The organism is Pseudomonas flavescens, from assembly GCF_013408425.1.
Taxonomy (GTDB): domain Bacteria; phylum Pseudomonadota; class Gammaproteobacteria; order Pseudomonadales; family Pseudomonadaceae; genus Aquipseudomonas; species Aquipseudomonas fulva_A.
On sequence record NZ_JACBYV010000001.1, the window covers coordinates 2,329,758 to 2,352,006 of the forward strand.

The 22,249-nt window shown below is 63.5% G+C and carries 19 protein-coding genes; 8 read left to right on the forward strand and 11 right to left on the reverse strand.

The window, feature by feature from the left end:
- Positions 1–31 precede the first annotated feature (31 nt).
- Entirely contained in the window at positions 32–376 is a 345-nt protein-coding gene (locus tag FHR27_RS10295) for a YggL family protein (protein WP_042555721.1), read from the reverse strand.
- Positions 377–532: 156 nt separating this feature from the next.
- Here FHR27_RS10295 and dacB point away from each other — a divergent pair, with 156 nt between their 5' ends.
- Complete coding sequence (gene dacB, locus FHR27_RS10300) at positions 533–2,011, forward strand: D-alanyl-D-alanine carboxypeptidase/D-alanyl-D-alanine endopeptidase (protein ID WP_042555720.1); 1,479 nt, start codon at positions 533–535, stop codon at positions 2,009–2,011.
- A 75-nt stretch (positions 2,012–2,086) separates the two neighbouring features.
- On the opposite strand, the gene rlmKL is transcribed toward dacB, so the two are convergent.
- On the reverse strand, positions 2,087–4,339 hold the full coding sequence (rlmKL, locus tag FHR27_RS10305; protein ID WP_179538516.1) for a bifunctional 23S rRNA (guanine(2069)-N(7))-methyltransferase RlmK/23S rRNA (guanine(2445)-N(2))-methyltransferase RlmL: 2,253 nt from the start codon (positions 4,337–4,339) through the stop codon (positions 2,087–2,089).
- Between the two features lie 424 nt (positions 4,340–4,763).
- Between rlmKL and rmf the strand changes: the two genes are divergently transcribed.
- Positions 4,764–4,979 carry a ribosome modulation factor gene (gene rmf / locus FHR27_RS10310; RefSeq protein ID WP_073268316.1) on the forward strand — a complete coding sequence of 72 codons (216 nt, stop codon included), beginning with the start codon at positions 4,764–4,766 and terminating at the stop codon, positions 4,977–4,979.
- A gap of 95 nt (positions 4,980–5,074) precedes the next feature.
- Here rmf and FHR27_RS10315 read toward each other — a convergent pair whose 3' ends face one another.
- On the reverse strand, positions 5,075–6,097 hold the full coding sequence (locus FHR27_RS10315) for a quinone-dependent dihydroorotate dehydrogenase (RefSeq protein ID WP_179538517.1): 1,023 nt from the start codon (positions 6,095–6,097) through the stop codon (positions 5,075–5,077).
- Positions 6,098–6,171: 74 nt separating this feature from the next.
- The gene (locus tag FHR27_RS10320; protein ID WP_042555839.1) at positions 6,172–6,393 is read right to left on the reverse strand and encodes a DUF2835 domain-containing protein; all 222 of its coding nucleotides are present in this window, start codon (positions 6,391–6,393) and stop codon (positions 6,172–6,174) included.
- Between the two features lie 125 nt (positions 6,394–6,518).
- Between FHR27_RS10320 and FHR27_RS10325 the strand changes: the two genes are divergently transcribed.
- Together FHR27_RS10325 and FHR27_RS10330 are read left to right on the forward strand one after the other, a co-directional pair.
- Entirely contained in the window at positions 6,519–7,382 is an 864-nt protein-coding gene (locus tag FHR27_RS10325; RefSeq protein ID WP_042555717.1) for a DUF6685 family protein, read from the forward strand.
- Between the two features lie 96 nt (positions 7,383–7,478).
- Complete coding sequence (locus FHR27_RS10330; RefSeq protein WP_264650078.1) at positions 7,479–8,477, forward strand: alpha/beta fold hydrolase; 999 nt, start codon at positions 7,479–7,481, stop codon at positions 8,475–8,477.
- A gap of 1,092 nt (positions 8,478–9,569) precedes the next feature.
- Here the strand turns inward: FHR27_RS10330 and FHR27_RS10335 are convergent.
- From FHR27_RS10335 to trhO, 3 genes are read right to left on the reverse strand one after another with little or no spacing between them, the layout of a single operon-like run.
- Positions 9,570–11,348 carry an ABC transporter ATP-binding protein gene (locus FHR27_RS10335; protein WP_042555715.1) on the reverse strand — a complete coding sequence of 593 codons (1,779 nt, stop codon included), beginning with the start codon at positions 11,346–11,348 and terminating at the stop codon, positions 9,570–9,572.
- Positions 11,341–11,973, reverse strand: coding sequence for a DsbA family protein (locus tag FHR27_RS10340; RefSeq protein ID WP_179538518.1), 633 nt, complete (start codon positions 11,971–11,973; stop codon positions 11,341–11,343). The genes FHR27_RS10335 and FHR27_RS10340 overlap by 8 nt, the downstream gene beginning before the upstream one ends.
- Before the next feature lie 2 nt (positions 11,974–11,975).
- Positions 11,976–12,914, reverse strand: a complete 939-nt coding sequence (gene trhO / locus FHR27_RS10345; RefSeq protein WP_179538519.1) for an oxygen-dependent tRNA uridine(34) hydroxylase TrhO — start codon at positions 12,912–12,914, stop codon at positions 11,976–11,978.
- Positions 12,915–13,191: 277 nt separating this feature from the next.
- On the opposite strand from trhO, the gene FHR27_RS10350 reads away from it, so the two are divergent.
- Entirely contained in the window at positions 13,192–14,205 is a 1,014-nt protein-coding gene (locus FHR27_RS10350; protein WP_179538520.1) for a zinc-dependent alcohol dehydrogenase family protein, read from the forward strand.
- A gap of 1,083 nt (positions 14,206–15,288) precedes the next feature.
- Here the strand turns inward: FHR27_RS10350 and FHR27_RS10355 are convergent.
- The 3 genes from FHR27_RS10355 to FHR27_RS10365 form a co-directional block, all read right to left on the reverse strand.
- A complete protein-coding gene (locus FHR27_RS10355) occupies positions 15,289–16,869 on the reverse strand; it encodes an EAL domain-containing protein (protein ID WP_179538521.1) in 1,581 nt (526 codons plus the stop codon).
- A gap of 110 nt (positions 16,870–16,979) precedes the next feature.
- Entirely contained in the window at positions 16,980–17,285 is a 306-nt protein-coding gene (locus tag FHR27_RS10360) for a BolA family protein (protein ID WP_179538522.1), read from the reverse strand.
- A gap of 54 nt (positions 17,286–17,339) precedes the next feature.
- Positions 17,340–17,840: a DUF2059 domain-containing protein gene (locus tag FHR27_RS10365; RefSeq protein WP_042555710.1), complete on the reverse strand. Its 501-nt coding sequence runs from the start codon at positions 17,838–17,840 to the stop codon at positions 17,340–17,342.
- Positions 17,841–18,086: 246 nt separating this feature from the next.
- Here FHR27_RS10365 and FHR27_RS10370 point away from each other — a divergent pair, with 246 nt between their 5' ends.
- The 3 genes from FHR27_RS10370 (at position 18,087) to FHR27_RS10380 (ending at position 21,174) form a co-directional block, all read left to right on the forward strand.
- The gene (locus FHR27_RS10370; RefSeq protein WP_179538523.1) at positions 18,087–19,097 is read left to right on the forward strand and encodes a DUF2804 domain-containing protein; all 1,011 of its coding nucleotides are present in this window, start codon (positions 18,087–18,089) and stop codon (positions 19,095–19,097) included.
- Positions 19,098–19,166: 69 nt separating this feature from the next.
- The gene (locus FHR27_RS10375; protein ID WP_179538524.1) at positions 19,167–20,561 is read left to right on the forward strand and encodes a class II fumarate hydratase; all 1,395 of its coding nucleotides are present in this window, start codon (positions 19,167–19,169) and stop codon (positions 20,559–20,561) included.
- Positions 20,554–21,174 carry an NAD(P)H-dependent oxidoreductase gene (locus FHR27_RS10380; protein ID WP_042555707.1) on the forward strand — a complete coding sequence of 207 codons (621 nt, stop codon included), beginning with the start codon at positions 20,554–20,556 and terminating at the stop codon, positions 21,172–21,174. Before FHR27_RS10375 ends, FHR27_RS10380 begins: the two co-directional genes overlap by 8 nt.
- A gap of 131 nt (positions 21,175–21,305) precedes the next feature.
- On the opposite strand, the gene FHR27_RS10385 is transcribed toward FHR27_RS10380, so the two are convergent.
- Positions 21,306–22,247, reverse strand: a complete 942-nt coding sequence (locus FHR27_RS10385; RefSeq protein ID WP_042555706.1) for an AEC family transporter — start codon at positions 22,245–22,247, stop codon at positions 21,306–21,308.
- Positions 22,248–22,249 lie beyond the last annotated feature (2 nt).

Below are 22,249 nucleotides of genomic sequence, written 5' to 3' on the forward strand. Positions count from 1 at the left end.
AGAAGGGCCTCGAACGAGGCCCTTGCAGGAATCAGGAAGCCGAGTTGATCTCGTTTTCCGGATACCAGACGTCGAGCAGCGGGCTGACGCTGAAATCGACCAGTTCCGAACGCCCCTTCAGCCAGGCTTCGACAGCGGCGCGCTGCTCTTCGCTGACCGAGCCGCGCTTGGACAGGCACACCAGGCCGTAGTCGTCACCGCCCACATAGCCAAGGCCGTTGGCAGTCATGGCGTCGCTCAGGAAGGCATCGAGAAAGGCGTCGACGGCTTCGTCGCTCAGGTCTTCCTTGAAGTTCAGGTTCAGTTCGAAACCCAGCTCCTGGAATTCGTCGACACAGAGTTTCTTGCGCAGACGACGGGAACGATTGGTAGCCATGGGTAAAAATCCTTCAGAGTGATAACGCGCGGCACTCTACCAGCTTCACGGCCACGATGCCCGTCAGCTGATGAAAAACCCGGCGATTGCAGCCCTGATAGCGCAGCCATGGGGCATAATGCGCGGCATTGTCCCAAACCGCTGTGGGAGCTCGTAATGCGATTTTCCGTTGTACCCGTCGTCCGGAGGCTGCGCATCCTCCGCCCTCTGGCCCTCGCCTGCCTCGTACTGCCCACTGCCCTGCCCGCCCATGCGGCGACCAGCGCCAACCTCCCGGAAAGCGTGGCCAAGAGCCTCAAGGCCAACAAGATCGGCCAGCAATCGTTGTCGGTGGTCACCCTGCCGCTCACTGGCCCAGGCAACGGCACCATCTTCAATGCCGATGTGTCGGTGAATCCGGCTTCGACCATGAAGCTGCTGACCACCTTCGCCGCACTGGAACTGCTCGGCCCGACCTATCAGTGGAAGACCGAGTTCTATACCGACGGCCAGCTCAAGGACGGCGTACTCAACGGCAACCTGTACCTCAAGGGGGGCGGTGACCCCAAGCTGAACATGGAAAAGCTCTGGCTGCTGCTGCGCGATCTGAGGGCCAATGGCGTGCGTCAGGTGACTGGCGACCTGGTGCTCGATCGCAGCTATTTCTCGCAACCGGACCTGCCCGCCTTCGACGACGACGGCGGCGATGCCAACAAGCCCTATCTGGTCACCCCCGACTCGCTGCTGGTCAACCTCAAGGCGCTGCGCTTCATCGCCCGCGCCGAAAATGGCAAGGTCACTGTCGCTGCCGAGCCACCGCTGGCGGGGTTGACGCTGGATAATCAGGTCAAGGTGCTCAAGGCTGGCAAATGCCCCGCCTGGCCGGACGTGCGCTACAACCCGGTCAAGGAGTTCGACGGCACCCGGGTGATCGTCACCGGCCAGTTGACCGATGGCTGCAGCGCCCAGACCTACCTGTCGCTACTCGACCATCCCGGCTATGCAGCGGGTGCCGTGCGCGCCATCTTCCAGGAACTGGGCGGCAGCATCATGGGCAAGAACCGCCAAGCCGATGTGCCGAAGAGCGCGAGCCTGCTGGCGCGAGCCTTTTCCCCGGATCTGGTGGAAATCATCCGCGACATCAACAAGTACAGCAACAACACCATGGCCCGGCAGCTGTTCCTCAGCATCGGCGCGCAGAATCGCACCAATGCGGACGTCGACGACGCCCACGCTGCGCAGCGGGTGATTCGCGCCTGGTTGGCCCGCAAGGGCATTACCGCGCCGCAGTTGGTAATGGAGAACGGCTCCGGGCTGTCCCGGGCGGAGCGCCTGAGCGCGCGAGAAATGGGCCGTATTCTGGAGGCTGCCTGGAAGAGCCCTTATGCCGCCGAATTCATAAGCTCGATGCCGATCGTCGCGCTGGACGGCACCATGCGCAAACGCCTGCGTAACACGCCGATGGCCGGCCAGGCGCACATCAAGACCGGCACCCTGAACAACGTGCGCGCCATCGCCGGCTTCAGCCGCGACAGCAATGGCAACAGCTGGGCCGTGGTGGCGATCCTCAACGACCCAAAACCCTGGGGCGCTTCGGTGATTCTCGATCAGGTGCTGCTCGACCTCTACAAGCAGCCGAAGAGCGCTGCCAGATAAAAGCATGACGTCGCAGCGACACCCGGGAGAACGCCCTGGGTATCGCTGCGCTCGACCCGAGCTACGGTCCGTTGGTTACTTGGCCGTCAACTTCCACGCGCGGTGGATCTTGGCGTTACGGGCGAAGTCCGGATCGAGGGTCGCTGCGCTGATTTCTTCCACCTGATAACGCGATGGCAACTGCTCGTCGAGCAGGAACTTGCGGAAGTTGTTGGAGAAGTACAAAACCCCAGCCGGGGCCAGACGCGCCATCGCCAGATCCAGCAGCTGCACATGATCACGCTGGACGTCGAACACCCCTTCCATGCGCTTGGAGTTCGAGAAGGTCGGCGGATCGATGAAGATCAGGTCGTACTCGCCGCGGTCATCGGCCAGCCAGCTCATCACATCGCCCTGCTCCAGGCGGTTCTTGTCGGAAAAACCGTTGAGCGACAGGTTGCGCCGCGCCCAGTCCAGATAGGTCTTCGACAGATCGACGCTGGTGGTGCTGCGCGCACCACCCTTTGCCGCATGCACGCTGGCCGTGGCGGTGTAGCAGAACAGGTTAAGGAAGCGCTTGCCCGCGGCCTCCTTCTGGATGCGCAGGCGCAAGGGACGGTGGTCGAGAAACAGCCCGGTATCCAGATAGTCGGTCAGGTTGACCAGCAGCTTGATACCGCCCTCCTTCACCTCCATGAACTGGCCCTGAGCGGCCTGGCGCTCGTACTGCTTGGTACCGCTCTGCCGCTCGCGGCGCTTGATCACCACCTTGCTCTTGTCGATGCCCAGCGCCTGGGGAATGGCGGCCAGCGCATCGAACAGACGGGCCTGGGCCTTTTCCGGATCTATGGAACGTGGCGCGGCATACTCCTGCACGTGCACCCAGTCGTGATAGAGGTCGATAGCGAGGGCGTACTCGGGCATATCGGCATCGTACAGACGGTAGCAGTCGACGCCCTCGCGGCGCGCCCACTTGCCGAGCTGCTTGAGATTCTTCTGCAGACGGTTGGCGAACATCTGTCCACCTTCGCTCAGGCGCGCCTGCTCCACGGGAGCCGGTGCCGGCTTGATCGGGTTGCCGTTGCGGTTGAGTTTCGGTTCTTCGGCCTGCAGCTCGCTCTGCTCTCGTTCGCGCTCGCGCTCGCGCTGCTCGGGAGTGCGACGTTCGCCGGTGACGAACTGCTCGGGCTGAACCTTGATCAGCAGCAGCTTGCAGGGCAACGCGCCGTTCCAGAACGCATACTGCTTGTGGCTACGGATGCCCATCCGCTTGCCCAGATCGGGCGCACCGGTGAATACCGCCGCTTCCCAACCCATGCAGGCCTGACGCAGGCGCTCGCCAAGGTTCTGGTAGAGGTACAGCAGGCTCGCTTCGTCACCCAGGCGCTCGCCGTAGGGTGGGTTGCTGATCACCAGGCCTTTCTGATTCTGGTCAGGGCGCGGCTCGAAGGTCGCCACTTCGCCCTGATAAACCTTGATCCAGTCACTCAGCCCAGCCCGGTCGATGTTGTTGCGGGCAGGCTGAATCAGTCGCGGATCGGCTTCGTAGCCACGAATCCACAGCGGTGGCTTGGCCAGGCCGGCAGCGGCACGCTCTTCGGCTTCAACGCGCAAGCGGTTCCAGGTGGCTGGCACATGGCCGAGCCAGTTGCTGAAGCCCCATTGTTCGCGGGTCAGGTTCGGCGCGATATCGGCAGCGATCATCGCGGCCTCGACCAGAAAGGTGCCCACACCGCACATCGGGTCGGCCAGGGCGCCGCCTTCAGCGGCGATACGTGGCCAGCCAGCGCGGATCAGCACCGCGGCCGCGAGGTTTTCCTTCAGCGGCGCAGCACCCTGCTGCAGGCGATAACCACGCTGGTGAAGACTGTGGCCGGACAGATCCAGCGACAGGATCGCTTCGCCACGATCCAGGCGCAGGTGCACGCGCAGATCCGGATTGACCTTGTCCACCGACGGCCGGGTGCCATCGGCCTGACGCAGCTTGTCGACGATGGCGTCCTTGACCTTCAGGGCGCCGAAGTGGGTGTTGTCGATGCCCGAGCCATTGCCGCTGAACTCGACAGCCAGGCTACCGCTCGGCTCCAGGTGTTCGAACCAATCGACATCGAGTACTCCCTGATACAGGGTCTCCGCATCGCGCACCGGAAAACGCGCCAGCACCAGCAGCACCCGGTTGGCCAGGCGTGACCACAGGCACAGGCGATAGGCCGTCTCCATGCTGGCTACGCCACGAATGGCCGAGGTGTGCTCACGGGCCTGCTCCAGGCCCAGCGCCTTGGCTTCCTCCAGCAACAGGCCTTCGAGCCCCTTGGGGCACGTGAGGAAGAGTTCGTTATCGTCCGACATCAGAGATCCAGTGCCCGAAGGCAGTAATGGGTTGGGCGCAACAGAAGGCACAACCAAAATAAGTGACAAAAAGTCGCAAAGCGACCCTTCGTCGGAATAAATAGCAGGTGTAATCGATAGCCATTCACGATGGCAAAACACCAGCAAGCAATGCGCAAAGCCCCAGCTAGCGGGACTTTCGCTCAAGAGCGGCAGAAAAATACGCCGACCTTATGGCCTCACCCGCAAAACCGTTACGTCCTTATGACAAATCGATCATTCACACGGGTTCATGCATTCGATAGAAATCTACCCAGGCCATCGTCGCAATGACGGTGGCACAGGAGGCTCGCGACGCCGGCAGCGAACTCCACGGCAGAACCTTCTGCCTGACCTCCCAGAGGTCTATGGGACATAAACAGTCAACAAGTGAGGGCAACACCCTATGAGAAGACTTAAGCGTGATCCTTTAGAAAAAGCTTTTCTGCGCGGCTATCAGTACGGCATCAGTGGTAAATCCCGCGAGCTTTGTCCTTTCACTCTTCCGTCCGTGCGTCAGGCCTGGCTCAATGGCTGGCGTGAAGGCCGCGGTGACAACTGGGACGGTTTGACCGGCACCGCCGGTATCCATCGACTCAACGAACTTCGAGCTGTCGGCTAAACCAGGGACCTACCGACTTCACCAAGCACGCTCCATCCGAGCGGCGGGCGAGAGCCCAGGGGCTCCCTTGAGGGAGCCCTTTTTATTTCCCCTTCTCAGCGGCGCGCCGCGGCAATTGCATCCACCGCCTCGCGAATCAGTGCCGGCCCTTTGTAGATGAACCCGGAATAGATCTGCACCAGGCTCGCACCCGCCGCGATCTTCTCTGCGGCATGGCGACCTTCGGTGACACCGCCAGCAGCGATGATCGGCAGACGCCCACCCAGCTCCCCCGCCAACACGCTGACCGTGTGAGTGCTCTTGTCGCGTACCGGCGCACCCGACAGGCCACCCGCCTCGTTGGCGAACGCCAGGTTCTCGACCCCCTCACGACTCAGCGTGGTGTTGGTGGCGATGACGGCATCCATACCGCTTTCCAGCAGCGCAGCGGCAACCTGAACGGTCTCCTCATCGGTCATGTCCGGGGCGATCTTGATCGCCAGGGGGACGCGACGACCCTGGCTCAGGGCCAGCTCGTTCTGGCGCTTGTGCAGGGCATCGAGCAGCTGCTTGAGCGAATCGCCGAACTGCAGGCTACGCAGCCCCGGCGTGTTCGGCGAACTGACGTTGACCGTGATGTAACTGGCGTGGGCATAGACCTTGTCCAGGCAGATCAGGTAATCGTCTACCGCTCGCTCGACCGGGGTATCGAAGTTCTTGCCGATGTTGATCCCCAGTACACCGCGGAACTTGGCAGCCTGCACGCGGGCGAGCAGGTGATCGACGCCGTGGTTGTTGAACCCCATGCGGTTGATGATCGCTTCGGCTTCGGGCAGGCGAAACAGTCGAGGTTTGGGATTGCCTGGCTGCGGACGCGGCGTGACAGTGCCGATTTCAACGAAGCCGAAGCCCAGCTGCGCGAAACCGTCGATGGCATCGCCATTCTTGTCCAGCCCTGCGGCCAGGCCAACCGGGTTGGGGAACTGCAGGCCCATCACCGTAACCGGCAGGCTGCTCGGCGCCTTGCACAGACGTCCGGCGAGGCCCAGCCGGCCGGCTGCACCGATCAGGTCGATGGACAGCTCGTGGGAGGTTTCCGGGGACAGTTTGAACAGCAGCTCGCGGGCCAGGTTGTACATGGGCAGGCTCAGCTCGTCAGTGGCGAAATCGAAAGGCGCGAATTATAGCCGCCCAACGCCCCGCCTAGCGAGGCCTAAGGCAGGCGGCGCAGACTGAGCAACTCGCCTTCCTCGTTGAATTGCAGCTCGAAGGAACCATAGATGCCCTCATGGGTCAGAAATGGCCGGAAATGATGGGACGGAATGCTCACCCGCCGGCCATCACGGCTGAGGGCCTGGATGCGATTGGCCCGCCCCTGATAGACCACCCGCAGACGTTCTGCCGATAACGCGATATCCAGAACCAGGCTGGGCATGGAGGCTCCTTGCAAATGAATGAACGGATTCTGCCACAAGGCCGCCAGCCACGTGCACTGGCGCTTGGCATTGCGGTGCCAGCTCTGCCACACTGCCTCGGGCATACAGACGTACGCGAGTTGCCATGAGCCTGCCTGAACAGCCCAGCCCCATTACCTCACGCCTGACCGCCCTGGCTCAGCGTGTGGGTTTGCTCGGCCGTGGCAGCAGGCCGATCTTCGAACGCGCCAGCCAGCTGTGCCTGCCGTTCGCCGCGATTCCCACCTTCACCGACAATATCTCCTGGCTTGGCGGCCCGCCGCTGCATCGCCTCAAGGATCTACCGCGTAGCGCACTGTCCGGCCCCGTGCAGGAAGACAAGGCAGACGCTCATGCTGCGCTGACCCATCTCATCGAGGTCGAGCACCGGCAGATCGAGCAGCTCGACCTGCGCAAGGTAGACAGTCTGGTTCATTGCGATGAGCGACACGCCAGCTTCGAAGACTATGCAGCCAGCGACGCCTGCCGAAAAATCCGCATCATCAGCTATCGGGATTTCCTCAAGACGCTCGGTCAGGCGCTGCCCGGCTTCCCCAATCAGCGCCTCGATCTCCTCCAGGCCGAATGGCGCGGTGAGCGGCTGTTCTGGGCCGGGGAGTCACACCCGCAGGCATTCGCGAGCGCCGTGGCCTATGCGCGGCTGCGTGGGCTGGAAATCAGCCTGCCGGCGGACATCACCCGATACCGCGTCAGCGCGCAAGGCCTGCATGATCTGGATCAGCATTACCATGCCCTGGCCATGCCCTGCGCCGCCTGGAGCGATGCCGCTTTCATGCAACTGCTGATGGATCACGACGTGCCCTACGCCCGCCTGAGCCTATTGCGCACCCCGGGCTCGCCGGAATTTCTGCTGTTGCCCAAGCATTCCCCCCAAGCCTCCGCACTGGGCGAAGGCCTGTGCCAGGCTGGTGCCCCGGATATGCTGCACTACGTTCGCGAACTGGGCTGAAACCCGCCACTCGGACAGGTTTTGTAAACACTTGCCGGCAATGCCAGCCATGCATTGCTGTCAGTCTTTGCTCCCCCAACGTCTGGAGCATTCCCCGTGCGCATTGCCCTCGCCACCCTGCTGATCGCTGGCAGCCTGCCAGCCCTGGCTACCGAAACGCCCAGTTACGGCCCCGAACTGCAAGGTTTCGATTACCCACATGAAATCAAGCGATTCACCTTCGAGTCCCAGGGCAGCTCGCTGCAGATGGCCTACATGGACGTGCAACCGAAGAAAGCCAATGGCCGAACCATCGTGCTGATGCACGGCAAGAATTTCTGCGGCGCAACCTGGGAAGGCAGCATCGCAGCGCTGAGCGAGGCCGGTTACCGTGTGGTGGTGCCGGACCAGGTGGGCTTCTGCAAGTCCAGCAAGCCGGCTCATTACCAGTACAGCTTTCAGCAACTGGCCAGCAACACCCATGCGCTGCTGGAACAGTTGAAGATCGAGCGCGTGACGGTCATGGGTCACTCCATGGGCGGCATGCTCGCCACCCGTTATGCCCTGCTCTACCCCGAACAGGTCGAGCAATTGGCGATGGTCAACCCGATCGGCCTGGAAGACTGGAAGACCCTTGGCGTTCCCTACCTGAGCGTGGATCAGTGGTACCAGCGCGAACTGAAGACCACTGCAGAAGCCAGCCGCAACTACCAGAAGAACACCTACTACGCGGGTCAGTGGCGCCCCGAGTTCGACCGCTGGGTAGATATGCAGGCAGGCATGTTCAAGGGCGATGGCAAGGAAATCGTGGCATGGAACTCGGCGCTGACCTACGACATGGTCTACACCCAGCCGGTGGTCTACGAATTCGCCAACCTGAAAATGCCAGTGCTGCTACTGATCGGCGAAAAGGACAACACCGCGGTCGGCAAGGACGCAGCGCCTGAAGCGATGCGCAGCAAACTCGGCGACTACAAGGCACTGGGTCCGGCGACCGCTAAACGTATTCCCGATGCGACCCTGGTGACCTTTGCGGATCTCGGCCATTCACCGCAGATTCAGGAGCCGGAGCGCTTCCACAAGGCATTGCTCGAAGGCCTCCAGCAGAAACCTTGAGACAGCGACCTCACCAAGCGAAGCAAAGGCTCGCGTAGCGATGTGCAGGCGGCCTCTGCACGGGATTGCGGCACAGTCACCCATCGCCCACACGTCAGCTCCTACGTAGGCATCTCGGCATCCATAGGAGCCCGCTTGCGGGCGAATCGTTTGGCCGACGCGATGCTGCGGTGTGACCGCTATCCATCGCCCGCAAGCGGGCTCCTACACCATCCGAGTCAACACCGCCCCAGCAGCAGGCACCTCGATAATCTGTAGGAGCCCGCTTGCGGGCGAATCGTGTGGCTGACGCGATGCTGCGGTGTGACCGCTATCCATCGCCCGCAAGCGGGCTCCTACACCATCCGAGTCAACACCGCCCCAGCAGCAGGCACCTCGATAATCTGTAGGAGCCCGCTTGCGGGCGAATCGTGTGGCTGACGCGATGCTGCGGTGTGACCGCTATCCATCGCCCGCAAGCGGGCTCCTACACCATCCGAGTCAACACCGCCCCAGCAGCAGGCACCTCGATATCCGTAGGAGCCCGCTTGCGGGCGAATCGTGTGGCTGACGCGATGCTGCGGTATGGCCGCTATCCATCGCCCGCAAGCGGGCTCCTACACGATTGGGGTCACACCGCCCTACCAGCAGGCACCTCGATATCCGTAGGCGCCCGCTTGCGGGCGAATCGTGTGGCTGACGAGATGCTGCGGTATGGCCGCTATCCATCGCCCGCAAGCGGGCTCCTACGCGATCGGGGTCAACACCGCCCTACCAGCAGGCACCTCGATATCCGTAGGAGCCCGCTTGCGGGCGAATCGTTTGGCCGACGCGATGCTGCGGTATGGCCGCTATCCATCGCCCGCAAGCGGGCTCCTACACCATCCGAGTCAACACCGCCCCAGCAGCAGGCACCTCGATAATCCGTAGGAGCCCGCTTGCGGGCGAATCGTTTGGCTGACGCGATGCTGCGGTATGGCCGCTATCCATCGCCCGCAAGCGGGCTCCTACGCCATCCGAGTCAACACCGCCCCAGCAGCAGGCACGTCGATATCCGTAGGAGCCCGCTTGCGGGCGAATTCGTGGTTCAAACCGATAGTGGCGTGAACCCGCCTAGTGCTGCAGATTGCCGTAGAGCTTGGCGTACAGGCCGCCTTCGGCGATCAGTTGGCGGTGGTCGCCGTCTTCGGCGACGCTGCCGCCATCGAAGACCAGCACGCGGTCAGCCTGTTTCACCGCACTCAGGCGGTGGGCGATGATCAGCGTGGTGCGACCGCTGAGGAACTGCGCCAGGGCTTCGTGCAGGGCGTATTCGGTCGCGGCGTCCAGGGCCGATGTGGCCTCGTCGAGTATCACCACCTTCGGCTCGGCGAGCACCATCCGGGCGATCGCCAGGCGCTGCCGCTGGCCACCGGATAGGCGCACGCCGGAGCGACCGACCACAGTATCCAGGCCTTGCGGCAACTGGCGGATGGTCTGCGCCAGCTGGGCGATGCTCAGTGCCTGCCAGCAGGCGTCGTCGCTGCGGTCGCGGCCCATGCACAGGTTGGCGCGTACGGAGTCGTTGAATAGTGCGGGATGCTGCAGCACCACCGCCACGTGCTCGCGAATGGCCGGCAGACCGATCTCTTCCTGGCTGCTGCCGCCAAAACGGATGACACCCGCCTGAGGCGTGTAGAGGCCCAGCAGCAGTTGCACCAGGGTGCTTTTACCGCCGCCACTGGCACCGACGATGGCGACCTTTTCACCGGGTGCGATGGACAGGTTGAGCCCCGTCAGCACCGGTTCCTCGCCATAGGAGAAGGTCAGGTCCCGAATATCGATACCGACGGTTTCGCGGCCCTTGAACGGATCGGCGCCGCCGACATAGTCCGGTTCGTCACGACGCCCGAGCAATTCGTTGATGCGGGTCAGCGCCCCACCGGCGGCATAGAAGGCGTACTGCAGGCTCAGTAGCTGCTCGACCGGGCCGATCATGAACCACAGGTAACTGAACACCGCGAGCATCTGGCCGATGGACAGGTCGGAGAACAGCACGGTGAGCATCGCCGCCGCCCGGAACACATCGATGCCGAACTGGAACAGCAGACCGCTGGCACGGTTCGAGGCGTCGGTCTTCCACTGCGAGGCGACGGCATAGTCGCGCACTTCACGGGCACGCCCGCCCAGGCGGCCAAGAAAGTAGCCCTGGCGATTGCCGGCGCGCACTTCCTGGATCGAGTCGAGGGTTTCAGTCAGCGCCTGAGTGAAGCGCGAGGTGCTGTCGTTCTCGAGCTTTTTCAGGTGCTTGACGCGCTTGCCCAGCTGCACCGTGGCGTAGATCACCAGAGGATTGAACAGCAGGATCAGCAGCGCCAGCTTCCAGTGCATCCACAGCAGAATTCCCGATGTACCGGCCAGGGTCAGCACGCCGACCAGAAAGCGGCTCAGGGTTTCGCCGATGAATTTGTCGAGGGTGTCGAGATCGGTGACCAGGTGAGTGGTCACGGTACCGCCCCCAAGGCTTTCGTACTCGGCCAGGGAGATCCGCTTGAGGCGCTCGATCAAACGGATGCGGATGCGATAGACGATGTCTTTGGAGAGCCGCGCGAACAGCCGCGCCTGCACCACGTTGAAGATCAGCGCGCCGCCGCGCAGCAAGAAGGTCAGCGCCAGCATCAGCAGGATGTAGCCGACTGCGCTCTGCCAACCTGCAGGCAGGAAGTTGTCCATCACCTTGAGCGCGGAGTTGCCGTCACCCAGCAGCACTTCGTCGACCAGCAACGGCAGCAGCAAAGGGATCGGCACACTGCACAGGGTCGCCAGCACGGCGACCAGGTTGGCCAGGATCAGCCCACGCTTGTGGCGCAAGGCCAGGCGACGGATTTCCGCCCAGCTCAGGCGATCAACCATCGATGGCGTGCTCCAGCCAGCGCGCGAGCAGCGGCGAGAGCGCATCGAGTGGCTGGTAGCCGTTGGTGAGCAATGCCAGGCGCCCGCCCTTCTCGGCCAGCAGGGTCGGGAAGCCGGCGATACCGAGATCCTGCACCCAGCTGAAATCCGCGGCCGTGGCCCTGTGCTGTTCTTCGCTGTCGAAGGCCTCGGCGAACTCGATACGCGGGATACCGACCTCTTCGGCCAGGCGCACCAGGGTGAGTGCCTGGGTCACGTCCGCGCCTTCCTGATAGAACGCCTGCTGAATGCGCCGCGCCATCGGCCAGGCGCTCTGCGGGTCGAGGCCGCGCACGGTGACCACCGCCCGGCACGCCGCCTCGGTGTCGTAGCGCATGCCCTCGGGCAGCCCGGCATCGAAGTTGAACAGCTGACCGGTGCTGGCGTTGACCGCCTGCCAGTAGCCCAGGTAACGCACCCGCGCAGCGGCATCGATGGCCACCTGATCACGGCGCAGGCCGCCGAGCACCAGCTCCACCGGCACGCCGCGCTCGGCGGCCTGAGCGGCCAGCGCTTCGAGCACCGGTGCGAAGCCCCAGCACCAGGAGCACAGTGGGTCCATCACGTAGAGCAGGCGCGCATGCATCCTCAGGCCTCGTGTTTTTGGCGGGGATTGTTGCCCAGAGGATGGGGCTGATTGCGCACTTTCGCCAGTTCGATCTGACGCTGGCGCTCACGGGCTCCCTCGCGGGTCTTCTCCGGCAGCGTGTCCCAGCAGTGCGGGCAGCTCACCCCCGGGCTGAAATATTCGGAGGAGCGGTCCTCGATCGAGATCGGGGTACGGCAGGCGTGGCACTGGTCGTAGTCGCCTTCGCTGAGGTCGTGGCGTACGGTGACGCGGTTGTCGAAGACGAAGCAGTCGCCCTGCCAGCGGGTTTCTTCCTGGGGCACTTCTTCCAGGTATTTGAGGATGCCGCCCTTGAGGTGGTAAACCTCCTCGAAGCCTTCGTTGAGCATGTAGCTGGAGGCCTTCTCGCAGCGGATGCCGCCGGTACAGAACATCGCCACCTTCTTGTGCTTGCTGGGGTCGAAGTGCTCGCGAATGTACGCCGGAAACTCGCGGAAGGACTTGGTCTGCGGGTCGATGGCGCCTTCGAAGGTGCCGATGGACACTTCGTAATCGTTGCGGGTGTCGATCAGCAATACCTCAGGGTCGGCGATCAGCGCGTTCCAATCCCGGGGCTCGACGTAGGTGCCGACGCGCTGATTGGGATCGACGCCCGGTACGCCCAGGGTGACGATTTCCTTCTTCAGCTTCACCTTGGTGCGATAGAAAGGCTGCTCGGCGCAGTAGGACTCCTTGTGGTCGACATCGGCCAGACGCGGGTCGAGGGCGAACCAGGCGAACAGGCCATCGATGCCTTGACGGCTACCGGAAACGGTACCGTTGATGCCCTCTTCGGCAAGCAGCAGGGTGCCCTTGATGCCATTGGCGACCAGGGTATCGAGCAAGGGTTGGCGCAGCGCCTCGTAGTCCGGCAGGGAGACGAACTTGTAGAGCGCAGCCACGACGATGTTATCGGTCATGTCACTGTCCTTCAGTAGTCGCCCTCGCAAAGGGCGGACTGGGTACGAAATGGGAGCCGTTTCAGCGAAGCATGGCACTGCCCGATGGCGTCGCCGGGGCATAGCGCGGTGCGCTGCGGAAATGGGCCGTGCAGTTTACTGGTCTTGGACGCTCAGGTGTAGTGGAACGCTCAGTAGCGAGGGTGGTCGAGAGAGAAGCGCGGTGATTCCCTGCCGCAGTCGTTCGCCAGCGTCGCCGCGCTGGCCAAAGCCCACACCCACCATAGAGGAGCACCCCATGAAAGCCGTCGTCGTTCGCAGCCCCGGAGGCCTGGACAAGATCGAGGTGACCGACATCGCCGATACCGGCCAACCGGGACCAAGCCAGATTCGCGTGGCCCTCCACGCCAGCTCGCTGAATTTTCACGACCTGCTGGTGGCCAATGGCAGCATTCCCACGGCAGACGGCCGGGTGCTGATGTCCGACGGTGCCGGCGTGGTCGAAGCCGTGGGCGACGGGGTCAGTGAATTTCAGGTCGGCGACCACGTGGTTTCCGGCTTTTTCCCACAATGGCCGGACGGCGACGTGTTCGCCCCGGTCAGCAACTTCGCCGGCACGCCGGGCGACGGCATCGACGGGTTCGCCACCCAGTACGCGGTGCGCGCCGCCTCGGCCTTCACCCATGCGCCGCGCGGCTGGAGCCATGCCGAAGCGGCGACCATCACTACCGCCGGACTGACCGCGTGGCGGGCACTGGTCGTCGATGGTGGGCTCAAAGCCGGTGACAGCGTGCTGATACTGGGCAGCGGCGGCGTGTCCATCGCCGCCCTGCAGATCGCCAGGATGATGGGCGCAGCGGTGATTGCCACCTCCTCGTCCGACGAAAAACTCGAGCGCCTGCGCAAGCTGGGTGCCGATCACACCATCAACTACCGACAGACCCCGGAATGGGGCAAGCGGGTGCTGGAGCTGACCGATGGGCGTGGCGTCGATCAGGTCGTCGAAGTCGGCGGCCCGGGCACCCTGGCGCAATCGATCAGCGCCGTGCGCGTGGGCGGCCATATCGCCCTGATCGGCGTGCTGACCGGGCGTCAGGGCGAAGTGCCGACCTCGGTACTGATGGCCAAGCAGGTGCGCCTGCAGGGGTTGATCGTCGGCAGCCGCCGCCACCAGCAGGATTACATCCGCGCCCTGGAACGCGCCGGCGTGCGCCCGATTCTCGACCGCAGCTTCGCCCTCGAGAACCTCGCGGATGCCTTTCGTCTGCAGGAAAGCGGCAGCCATTTCGGCAAGATCGTGGTCGAGTGGTAACGGCACAGCCAGCATCGGCGTTGATTGCTCTGGTGCCTCGGTGAGGCGCGCCCCACCTACTGGCGTCGGCACCAACAACAACTGTGGGAGCGCGCCATGCGCGCGAATCGCGGGCGCGGCCCGCTCCCACACTGGGTTGCAGATACTCAGCTTGCGAGGCGAATCCAGCCAGCATCGGCGTTGAGTGCTCTGGTGCCTAGGTGAGGCGTGCCCCACCCTGCTGGCGTGAGCACCAACAACGACTGTGGGAGCGCGCCATGCGCGCGAATCGCGGGCGCGGCCCGCTCCCACACTGGGTTGCAGATACGCAGCTTGCGAGGCGAATCCAGCCAGCATCGGCGTTGATTGCTCTGGTGCCTCGGTGAGGCGCGCCCCACCTACTGGCGTCGGCACCAACAACAACTGTGGGAGCGCGCCATGCGCGCGAATCGCGGGCGCGGCCCGCTCCCACACTGGGTTGCAGATACTCAGCTTGCGAGGCGAATCCAGCCAGCATCGGCGTTGAGTGCTCTGGTGCCTAGGTGAGGCGTGCCCCACCCTGCTGGCGTGAGCACCAACAACGACTGTGGGAGCGCGCCATGCGCGCGAATCGCGGGCGCGGCCCGCTCCCACACTGGGTTGCAGATACGCAGCTTGCGAGGCGAATCCAGCCAGCACCGGCGTTGAGTGCTCTGGTGCCTCGGTGAGGCGTGCCCCACCCTGCTGGCGTGAGCACCAACAACGATTGTGGGAGCGCGCCATGCGCGCGAATCGCGGGCGCGGCCCGCTCCCACACTGGGTTGCAGATACGCAGCTTGCGAGGCGAATCCAGCCAGCATCGGCGTTGAGTGCTCTGGTACCTCGGTGAGGCGTGACCCACCTACTGGCGTGAGCACCAACAACGACTGTGGGAGCGCGCCATGCGCGTGAATCGCGGGCGCGGCCCGCTCCCACACTGGTTTGTAGATACGCAACTTGCGAGGTGAATCCAGCCAGCACCGGCGCTGATTGATCTGGTGGGTCGGCAGGCCCCTACGCGATTAGTAGGGCCAGGATCGCCGCAACAGCGTAAACGACATCAACTCACCAGGTCGGTAGCAGTGGCTACGGAGCCGCGGGCTCAGGCGGACCATCAATGTGCAAGCGAATGAACGCCGCCAGTTCGTGCATTGGCATAGGCCTGCCGAACACCCAGCCCTGGGCGAACTGCACGCCGGCGTCGCGCAGGATATCCCGCTGCTGCTCGGTCTCGACTCCCTCGGCGATCATCTGCAAGTCGAGACTCTTGGCCATGGCGATAATGTGGAAGGCGACTCGACTGCTCGGCGTATCGGTGCCCAATGCATCGACGAACATCTTGTCGATCTTCAGGTAATCCAGGTCGTAGGTAGCCAGGTACGAGAGGCTGGAATTGCCCGTACCGAAGTCGTCGATAGCAACCTTGAACCCCTTGGAACGCACGGAAACCAAAACGCCCTTGGCTTTTTCAGGCGACATGAAGCCGCGCTCGGTGGCCTCGATGAGAATATTGCGCGAGGTGCCACCTGCGTTGGCAATCAGCGACTGCAGCCGGGCTTCGGTTTCAGAAGAGTGCAGATCGTCCGCCGAGAAATTGATGGCGATGTGAATATCCGGATGGTCACGCAGCAGTTCAATCGTGTCCCTGGCGACCATCTCCATGACCTGCGCGGTGATCTGCACGATCAACCCATGCTTTTCAGCGGCCGGGATGAATATCGCCGGGCCGATGGCATCACCAGCGGGTCGGTTCCAGCGCACCAAAGCCTCTGCACCGACACACTGGCCGGTCTGCAAATCGACCACCGGTTGATAAAGCAGGTAGAACTCCCGCCGACTCAGGGCCCGCAGCAGTTGAGCCTTGAGAGACAGGCGATAGCGTGCAATGAAATACATCAGCCCTGCCAGCAGAAGCCCAACGAGCACACCAAGTGGCACCAGACGCCACATGGCGGCCTGGATCTTGCCAAGCAACTGCTCATGGGTCATGGCAGCGACGACCGAGGTTTCCCGGTTTTCTGCGGGCCGGATGACCACGAGGTACTCGCCATTGGAAAAGGTCAGTGGCTCGCCGCTGTAGTCGTTCAGCCACTCTGGCAAGAAAACCCCACGCGAGCGGACTATTACGCCTTGATCACTGACATGAGCCAGCGAAATGGAGTTGTCGGGCAGCGTGTCGAGCACCAGATCCTGAGTGATGATCGCGGCGAACCCGTCACGAGCGTTTATGTTGAAGCGAACACCCGGCACGCTGGGCAACTCCACCGAACTCCAGGAAACCACGCCGGACGGGGTGATGCGATCCGGTTCACCCAGCTCTAGCGGCTGATCGAGCTGCGTGAAAGACGCACAAAGCAGCGCGTTGTCCTGCAGATAGCCCAGCCCTTCGAGGTAAACGGAACCGGCAGCGACCGCGCGCATGCGGCGCAATTGCTCAGGAGAACAGGTGGGTAGTTGCGGCGACACCTGCATGGCAGCGATCGCGATGCTGACTTGTCTGTGCGTCTCGAAAGAACGCCGCAGCACGTCGTCGCTCAACTGCTCGAGGTAGTGCCGCGCCTCTGCATGGCCACTCTGCCAGGCGAGGGAAATGGATAAACCGATGGGCAGGACGTAGGCCACGGCACCCAGTACGCAATACAAGATAATGAGGCTTTTCTTGCGCATTGCAGCACACTCTTGCAGCAGTGATCGGCCGAGTGTACGCCGCTGCCCAGCGCAACCGCATCACATTTGTGATGCCATGCGCGCTGCCCTGAAGAGTAGGCTTTTGACCGTCAATGGTCGTGCTTGCTGCCGCCGCGACAGGTTGGCGAGTCCGGGGCGATGCCCTGGGCGGACCATTCCTGGGGCGTATAGGTGTGCAGCGCCAGGGCATGCACCTGGCCCATCAGGTCGCCAAGTGCGCCATATACCTTCTGGTGGCGCTTGACGGCATTGAGGCCGTCGAACTGCGGGCTGACGATCACGGCCTTGTAGTGGGTTTCCAGACCGCGGCTGTGCATGTGGCTCTCGTCCAGCACGTCGAGGTGCTCGGGTTGCAGGGCCGCAAAGGCCGCCTGAAGGTGTTCGATTTTCGACATCGGTTGCTCCGCGGGGGGAAACCGTGACCGGCAAGGTGCCGGCCACGACGGCTATCAGGGCTTCTTGACGCCCAGTTCAGTGCTCATATCCGCCAGCAGCTTGTTCACCGAGGGTACCGCGCCTTCCAGCTTGGCCTGGGTGATCTGGGCGGACTGCGCGGTCAGTGCCGGCATCTTCTGCAGGACCTTCTGGCCCAGCGGCGACTGATAGAAAGCGATCAGGTCCTTGAGCTCCTGTTCATTGAAGTTGCTGGTGTAGAGCTTGACCATATCAGGCTTGAGCTTGTCCCAGCCGACCGCCTTGTCGAGTTCGGCGTTGGCCTTGGCCTGGTAGGTTTCCAGCACCGCCTGCTTGCTTTCCGGGGCCTTGGCTTCGGCGAAGCGCTGGGCGAACATCTGCTGGACCTGGGCGTACACCGGAACGGCGAGCTTGTCGGCGTGGGCGAGCTGCAGGAAGCGCTCGGCATCGGCGGCATGGCTGCGGGCATCGGCCAGCACCTGGGTGCTGCCAACAGCCATCAGAGCGGCAATGCAGAGTGCGGGGATACGGGACATCGGGGTACTCCTGATCACGAGGGTGAGGTGCTTGGACCGACTGCAGCGCATTTTGTGCCCCGCGGCCGTGCCTCTCAAGCCTTTTCGTTAGCGCGAGAGATGTACCGGCGGCGATATGGCGGCCAATGACTATCGCTAAATGCCTACTGGCGCACTCTTCCAGCCAGGTCCAAAATGCCAGTACTTGTTCCTGCCGCACGACGCCTTCATGCTCGGCGGCTGATGTCGCACACACGGACGTGCCCGATGAATAGCCCTTTCGTTCCACCACCGCCGATTCCCCTGTGTGACCCGCGCGGGCGCCTCAATCCGGACGCCATTGGCTGGTCGCCACAACCGCGGGTCGCCTGCTCGCTGCCGGGCAATCTGGGACGCCGCAAGCGCTGGAATCACTGGACCATCAACACGCCCGACTGGACGCTGTCACTGATCCAGGCCGACATCGACTACGTCGGCTATGGCGCCGTGTACTTTCTCGATCTGGCCAGCGGTGAGCACGTCGCCCATAGCCAGTTGAGCCTGTTCGGGCGCGGCTGCAGCCTGCCGGATACCCCCTTGGGCAGCCATGCCTTCGACCACTCTCGCCTGCAGCTGCATTTCAACGAATACCCCGGCCGCGTGCGGCTGACCGCCACCTCGGCGAACATCGGCGGCCTGCCGCTGCATCTGGCCCTGGATATCCAGCGCCCTGCTCACCTCGAGTCGGTGAATCTGGTCGTGCCGTTCGGCTCCAGGGGGTTTCACGCCACCTGCCGGCAGGTCGGCCTGCCCGTCAGTGGCAGCGTCCACCTCGGTGATCGTGAATACCACTGCAGCCCGGGTCAGAGCTTCGCGTCGATGGATTTCGGCCGTGGCGTATGGCCGCTGCACAGCCACTGGACCCGGGCGGTGTTCGCAGCCCCCGGCGGCATCGGTGGCAATTTCGGCACGGGCTGGACGGACGGCAGCGGCCTGACGGAAAACGCCCTGTGGTTCGGCGGGTTACTGCTGCACGTCGATCAGGCCGTGCAGATGCGCCAGACCCAGGACAGCCCTCTGGCGCCCTGGCAGCTGTTCACCGAAGACGGCCAGGTCGATCTCACCTTCACCCCGCGCCAGTTGCACATCGCCAAACCTCGACTGGCACTGGGCCTGCTGTATGCAGACACCCAGGAATGGTTCGGTCATTACGACGGCCTGCTGCGTGACGCCCAGGGTGAACGCGTGCCGGTCAGGGCAGCGCTGGGCTGGATGGGCGCGTCGAAAAGCCGCTGGTAAGCGACTGGAAGTGGAACGTGTCGCCGTTGTCGCAGCCTAAACTGCCTGAACAGCAACGGAGAGCCCCCCATGAGCCGCACCGAAACCGACAGCATTGGCCCCATCGACGTCCCCGCAGAAGCCTACTGGGGCGCACAGACCCAGCGCTCGCGGATCAATTTCGCCATTGGTGAAGAGCGCATGCCCATCGCCGTGGTGCACTCGCTCGCCTTGATCAAGAAAGCCGCTGCGCGCATCAATGACCGTATCGGCGACCTGCCTCCCGATATCGCCAGGCTGATCGAACAGGCTGCCGACGAAGTCATCGCTGGCCAGCACGACGAGCAGTTCCCGCTGGTGGTATGGCAGACCGGCAGCGGCACCCAGAGCAACATGAACGTCAATGAAGTGATCGCCGGGCGCGCCAACGAGCTGGCGGGCAACCCGCGTGGCGGCAAGAGCCCGGTGCACCCGAACGACCATGTCAATCGCGCCCAGAGCTCCAACGACTGCTTCCCGACCGCCATGCATATCGCCGCGGTCGGTGCAGTGCAACGCGACCTGCTGCCCGCTATCGGCGAACTGTCCGAAGCCCTGGCGGACCAGGCCGCGCGCCATAGCCGTCTGGTGAAGACCGGCCGTACGCACATGATGGACGCCACGCCCATCACCTTCGGCCAGGAGCTGTCTGCCTTCGTCGCCCAGCTGGAATACTCGGAACAGACGATCCGTGCCGCACTGCCAGCGGTCTGCGAGCTGGCCCAGGGTGGCACGGCAGTGGGCACCGGGCTGAACTCGCCATCCGGCTTCGGCGAAGCCATCGCCGCCGAGCTGGCTGCCTTGAGCGGCCTGCCATTGCGCAGCGCGCCGAACAAGTTCGCGGCCCTCGCCGGCCATGAGCCGCTGGCAGCGCTCTCCGGTGCCCTGAAAACCCTGGCCACCACGCTGATGAAGATCGCCAACGACCTGCGCCTGCTCGGCTCCGGCCCGCGCGGTGGTCTCGCCGAAGTACGCCTGCCGGCCAACGAGCCAGGCAGCTCGATCATGCCCGGCAAGGTCAATCCGACCCAGTGCGAAGCGCTGTCCATGCTCGCCTGCCAGGTGATGGGCAACGACGTGACCATCGGCTTCGCGGCCAGTCAGGGGCACCTGCAGCTCAACGTCTACAAGCCGGTGATCATCCACAACGTATTGCAGTCCATTCGCCTGCTGGCCGACGGCTGTCGCAACTTCCGTGAACACTGTATCGTCGGGATGCAACCTGATGAGCAGCGCATGGCGGAGCACCTGGAACGTGGCCTGATGCTGGTCACTGCCCTGAACCCGCATATCGGTTACGACAAGGCTGCCGAGATCGCCAAGAAGGCTTATCAGGACGGCACCACCCTGCGTGAAGCGGCGTTGGCGCTGGGTCATCTGACCGCGGAACAGTTCGACGCCTGGGTTCGCCCGGAAACCATGCTGGAGGCAGGGCAACATGACTGAAACCGCCAAGAGCGGCGCCACCCCACTCGAGGGTGATGGCAAGCGCATCCTGATGATCATCGGTACGCCGAAAAGTGACAGCCTGTGCCACTCGCTGGCAGAGGCTTACGCGCTGGGTGCGCGCACCGAGGGTCATGTGGTGCGGCAGATTCATCTCGGAGCGATCAGCTTCGATCCGGTGCTGCACGAAGGCTATACGCAAAGCCAGACCCTGGAGCCGGACCTGCTCGAAGCCCAGCGACAGATTCACTGGGCCCAGCATCTGGTATTCGTCTACCCGGTCTGGTGGGGCGGCCTGCCAGCACTGCTCAAGGGCTTCTTCGACCGCGTGCTGCTGCCCGGTTTCGCCTTCAAGTACCGCAGTGACTCGCAATTGTGGGACAAGCTGCTCAGCGGCCGCACCGCCGACCTGCTGGTGACCCAGGACACGCCAAGCTGGTACTTCCGCTGGATCTACGGCGCACCGGCCCATCGCCAGATGAAACGCACCATTCTCGGCTTCTGCGGCATCAAGACCCGGCGTCTGGCAGAGTTCTCCCCCGTACGCCCCTCTTCGGAAACCCAGCGCCAGAACTGGCTGCGGCGCGCCGAGCAACTCGGTAGTCGGGTATAGAGCCGGAAACGGCCACTCGAGCCGGTGGGCTGAAGCCCTCCCTGCCGCCCTACGATTGAGCCAAGGGTGGGCTTCAGTGGACGCCGCCCGGGCCACCACCTGGTCGCATCACCGCCATGAGGGGCAAGCGCTCAGGCTGGCGTGGCGTGGATGAACATCAGCGCCACGCTGATGGTGAAGAACGACAGCACGGTGGCCACCAGCAGGGTCGCGCTGCAGCGATCCTCGAGGCCGAAGCGCTGACCGAGGATCGGGAAGATGCTCATCATCGGTGAGCAGGCGAACAACACCCCCACCGCCTTCATCACCGGACTGACATCAGGCACCAGCATGAACGCGCAGAGCACCGCCAGCGGATGGATGATCAGCTTGCCGGCGGATATCCACGCGGCGTCGATCCACACGCCACGGGCCCTCATGCCGAACAGCCCGGCCCCGATCACGAACAGCGCCAGCGGCGCCGAGACACCCGCCAGCATGTCGATGGGCTTGAGCAGCAGCGGTGGAATCTCGATATCCAGCAGCGACACGCAAAGCCCGATGACGATACCGATGATCACCGGGTTTTTCAGCAGTCGCCCGAAGGTCATGCGCAGTACGGTAAGCCCACCACCGCCCCGCTGCTTGCCAGCTTCGGCCAGTACCAGGGCCAAGGGAATCAGCAGCAGGTTCTCGACCAGCATGCCCATGGCCATGCCCAGCACCGCGGGTGATCCGATGGCCGCGGCCACCAGCGGGTAGCCGATGAAGCCACTGTTGGATACCGACATGCCCATGGCGTTGATCGCCGAGCCCGACAGATCGTCGCCGCGTAACCAGCGCGACACGCCGAACGCTGCCGCGAAGGCCACGCAGGAACCCAGGGTATAGGCCAGCAGGTAGCCAGGAATGAGGGTCTGCTGAATCGGCGAAGTGCCCAAGGTCTTGATCAGCAGCGCCGGCATGGCGAAGGTGATCACGAACGCACCGATGCCACGCACCTGTTCACGATTGAGTACGGCGCTCATGGCGGCGGCATAACCGAGCCCGATCAGCAGAAAGATCGGCGCGGTGATCTGGAAGATTTGCAGCACGG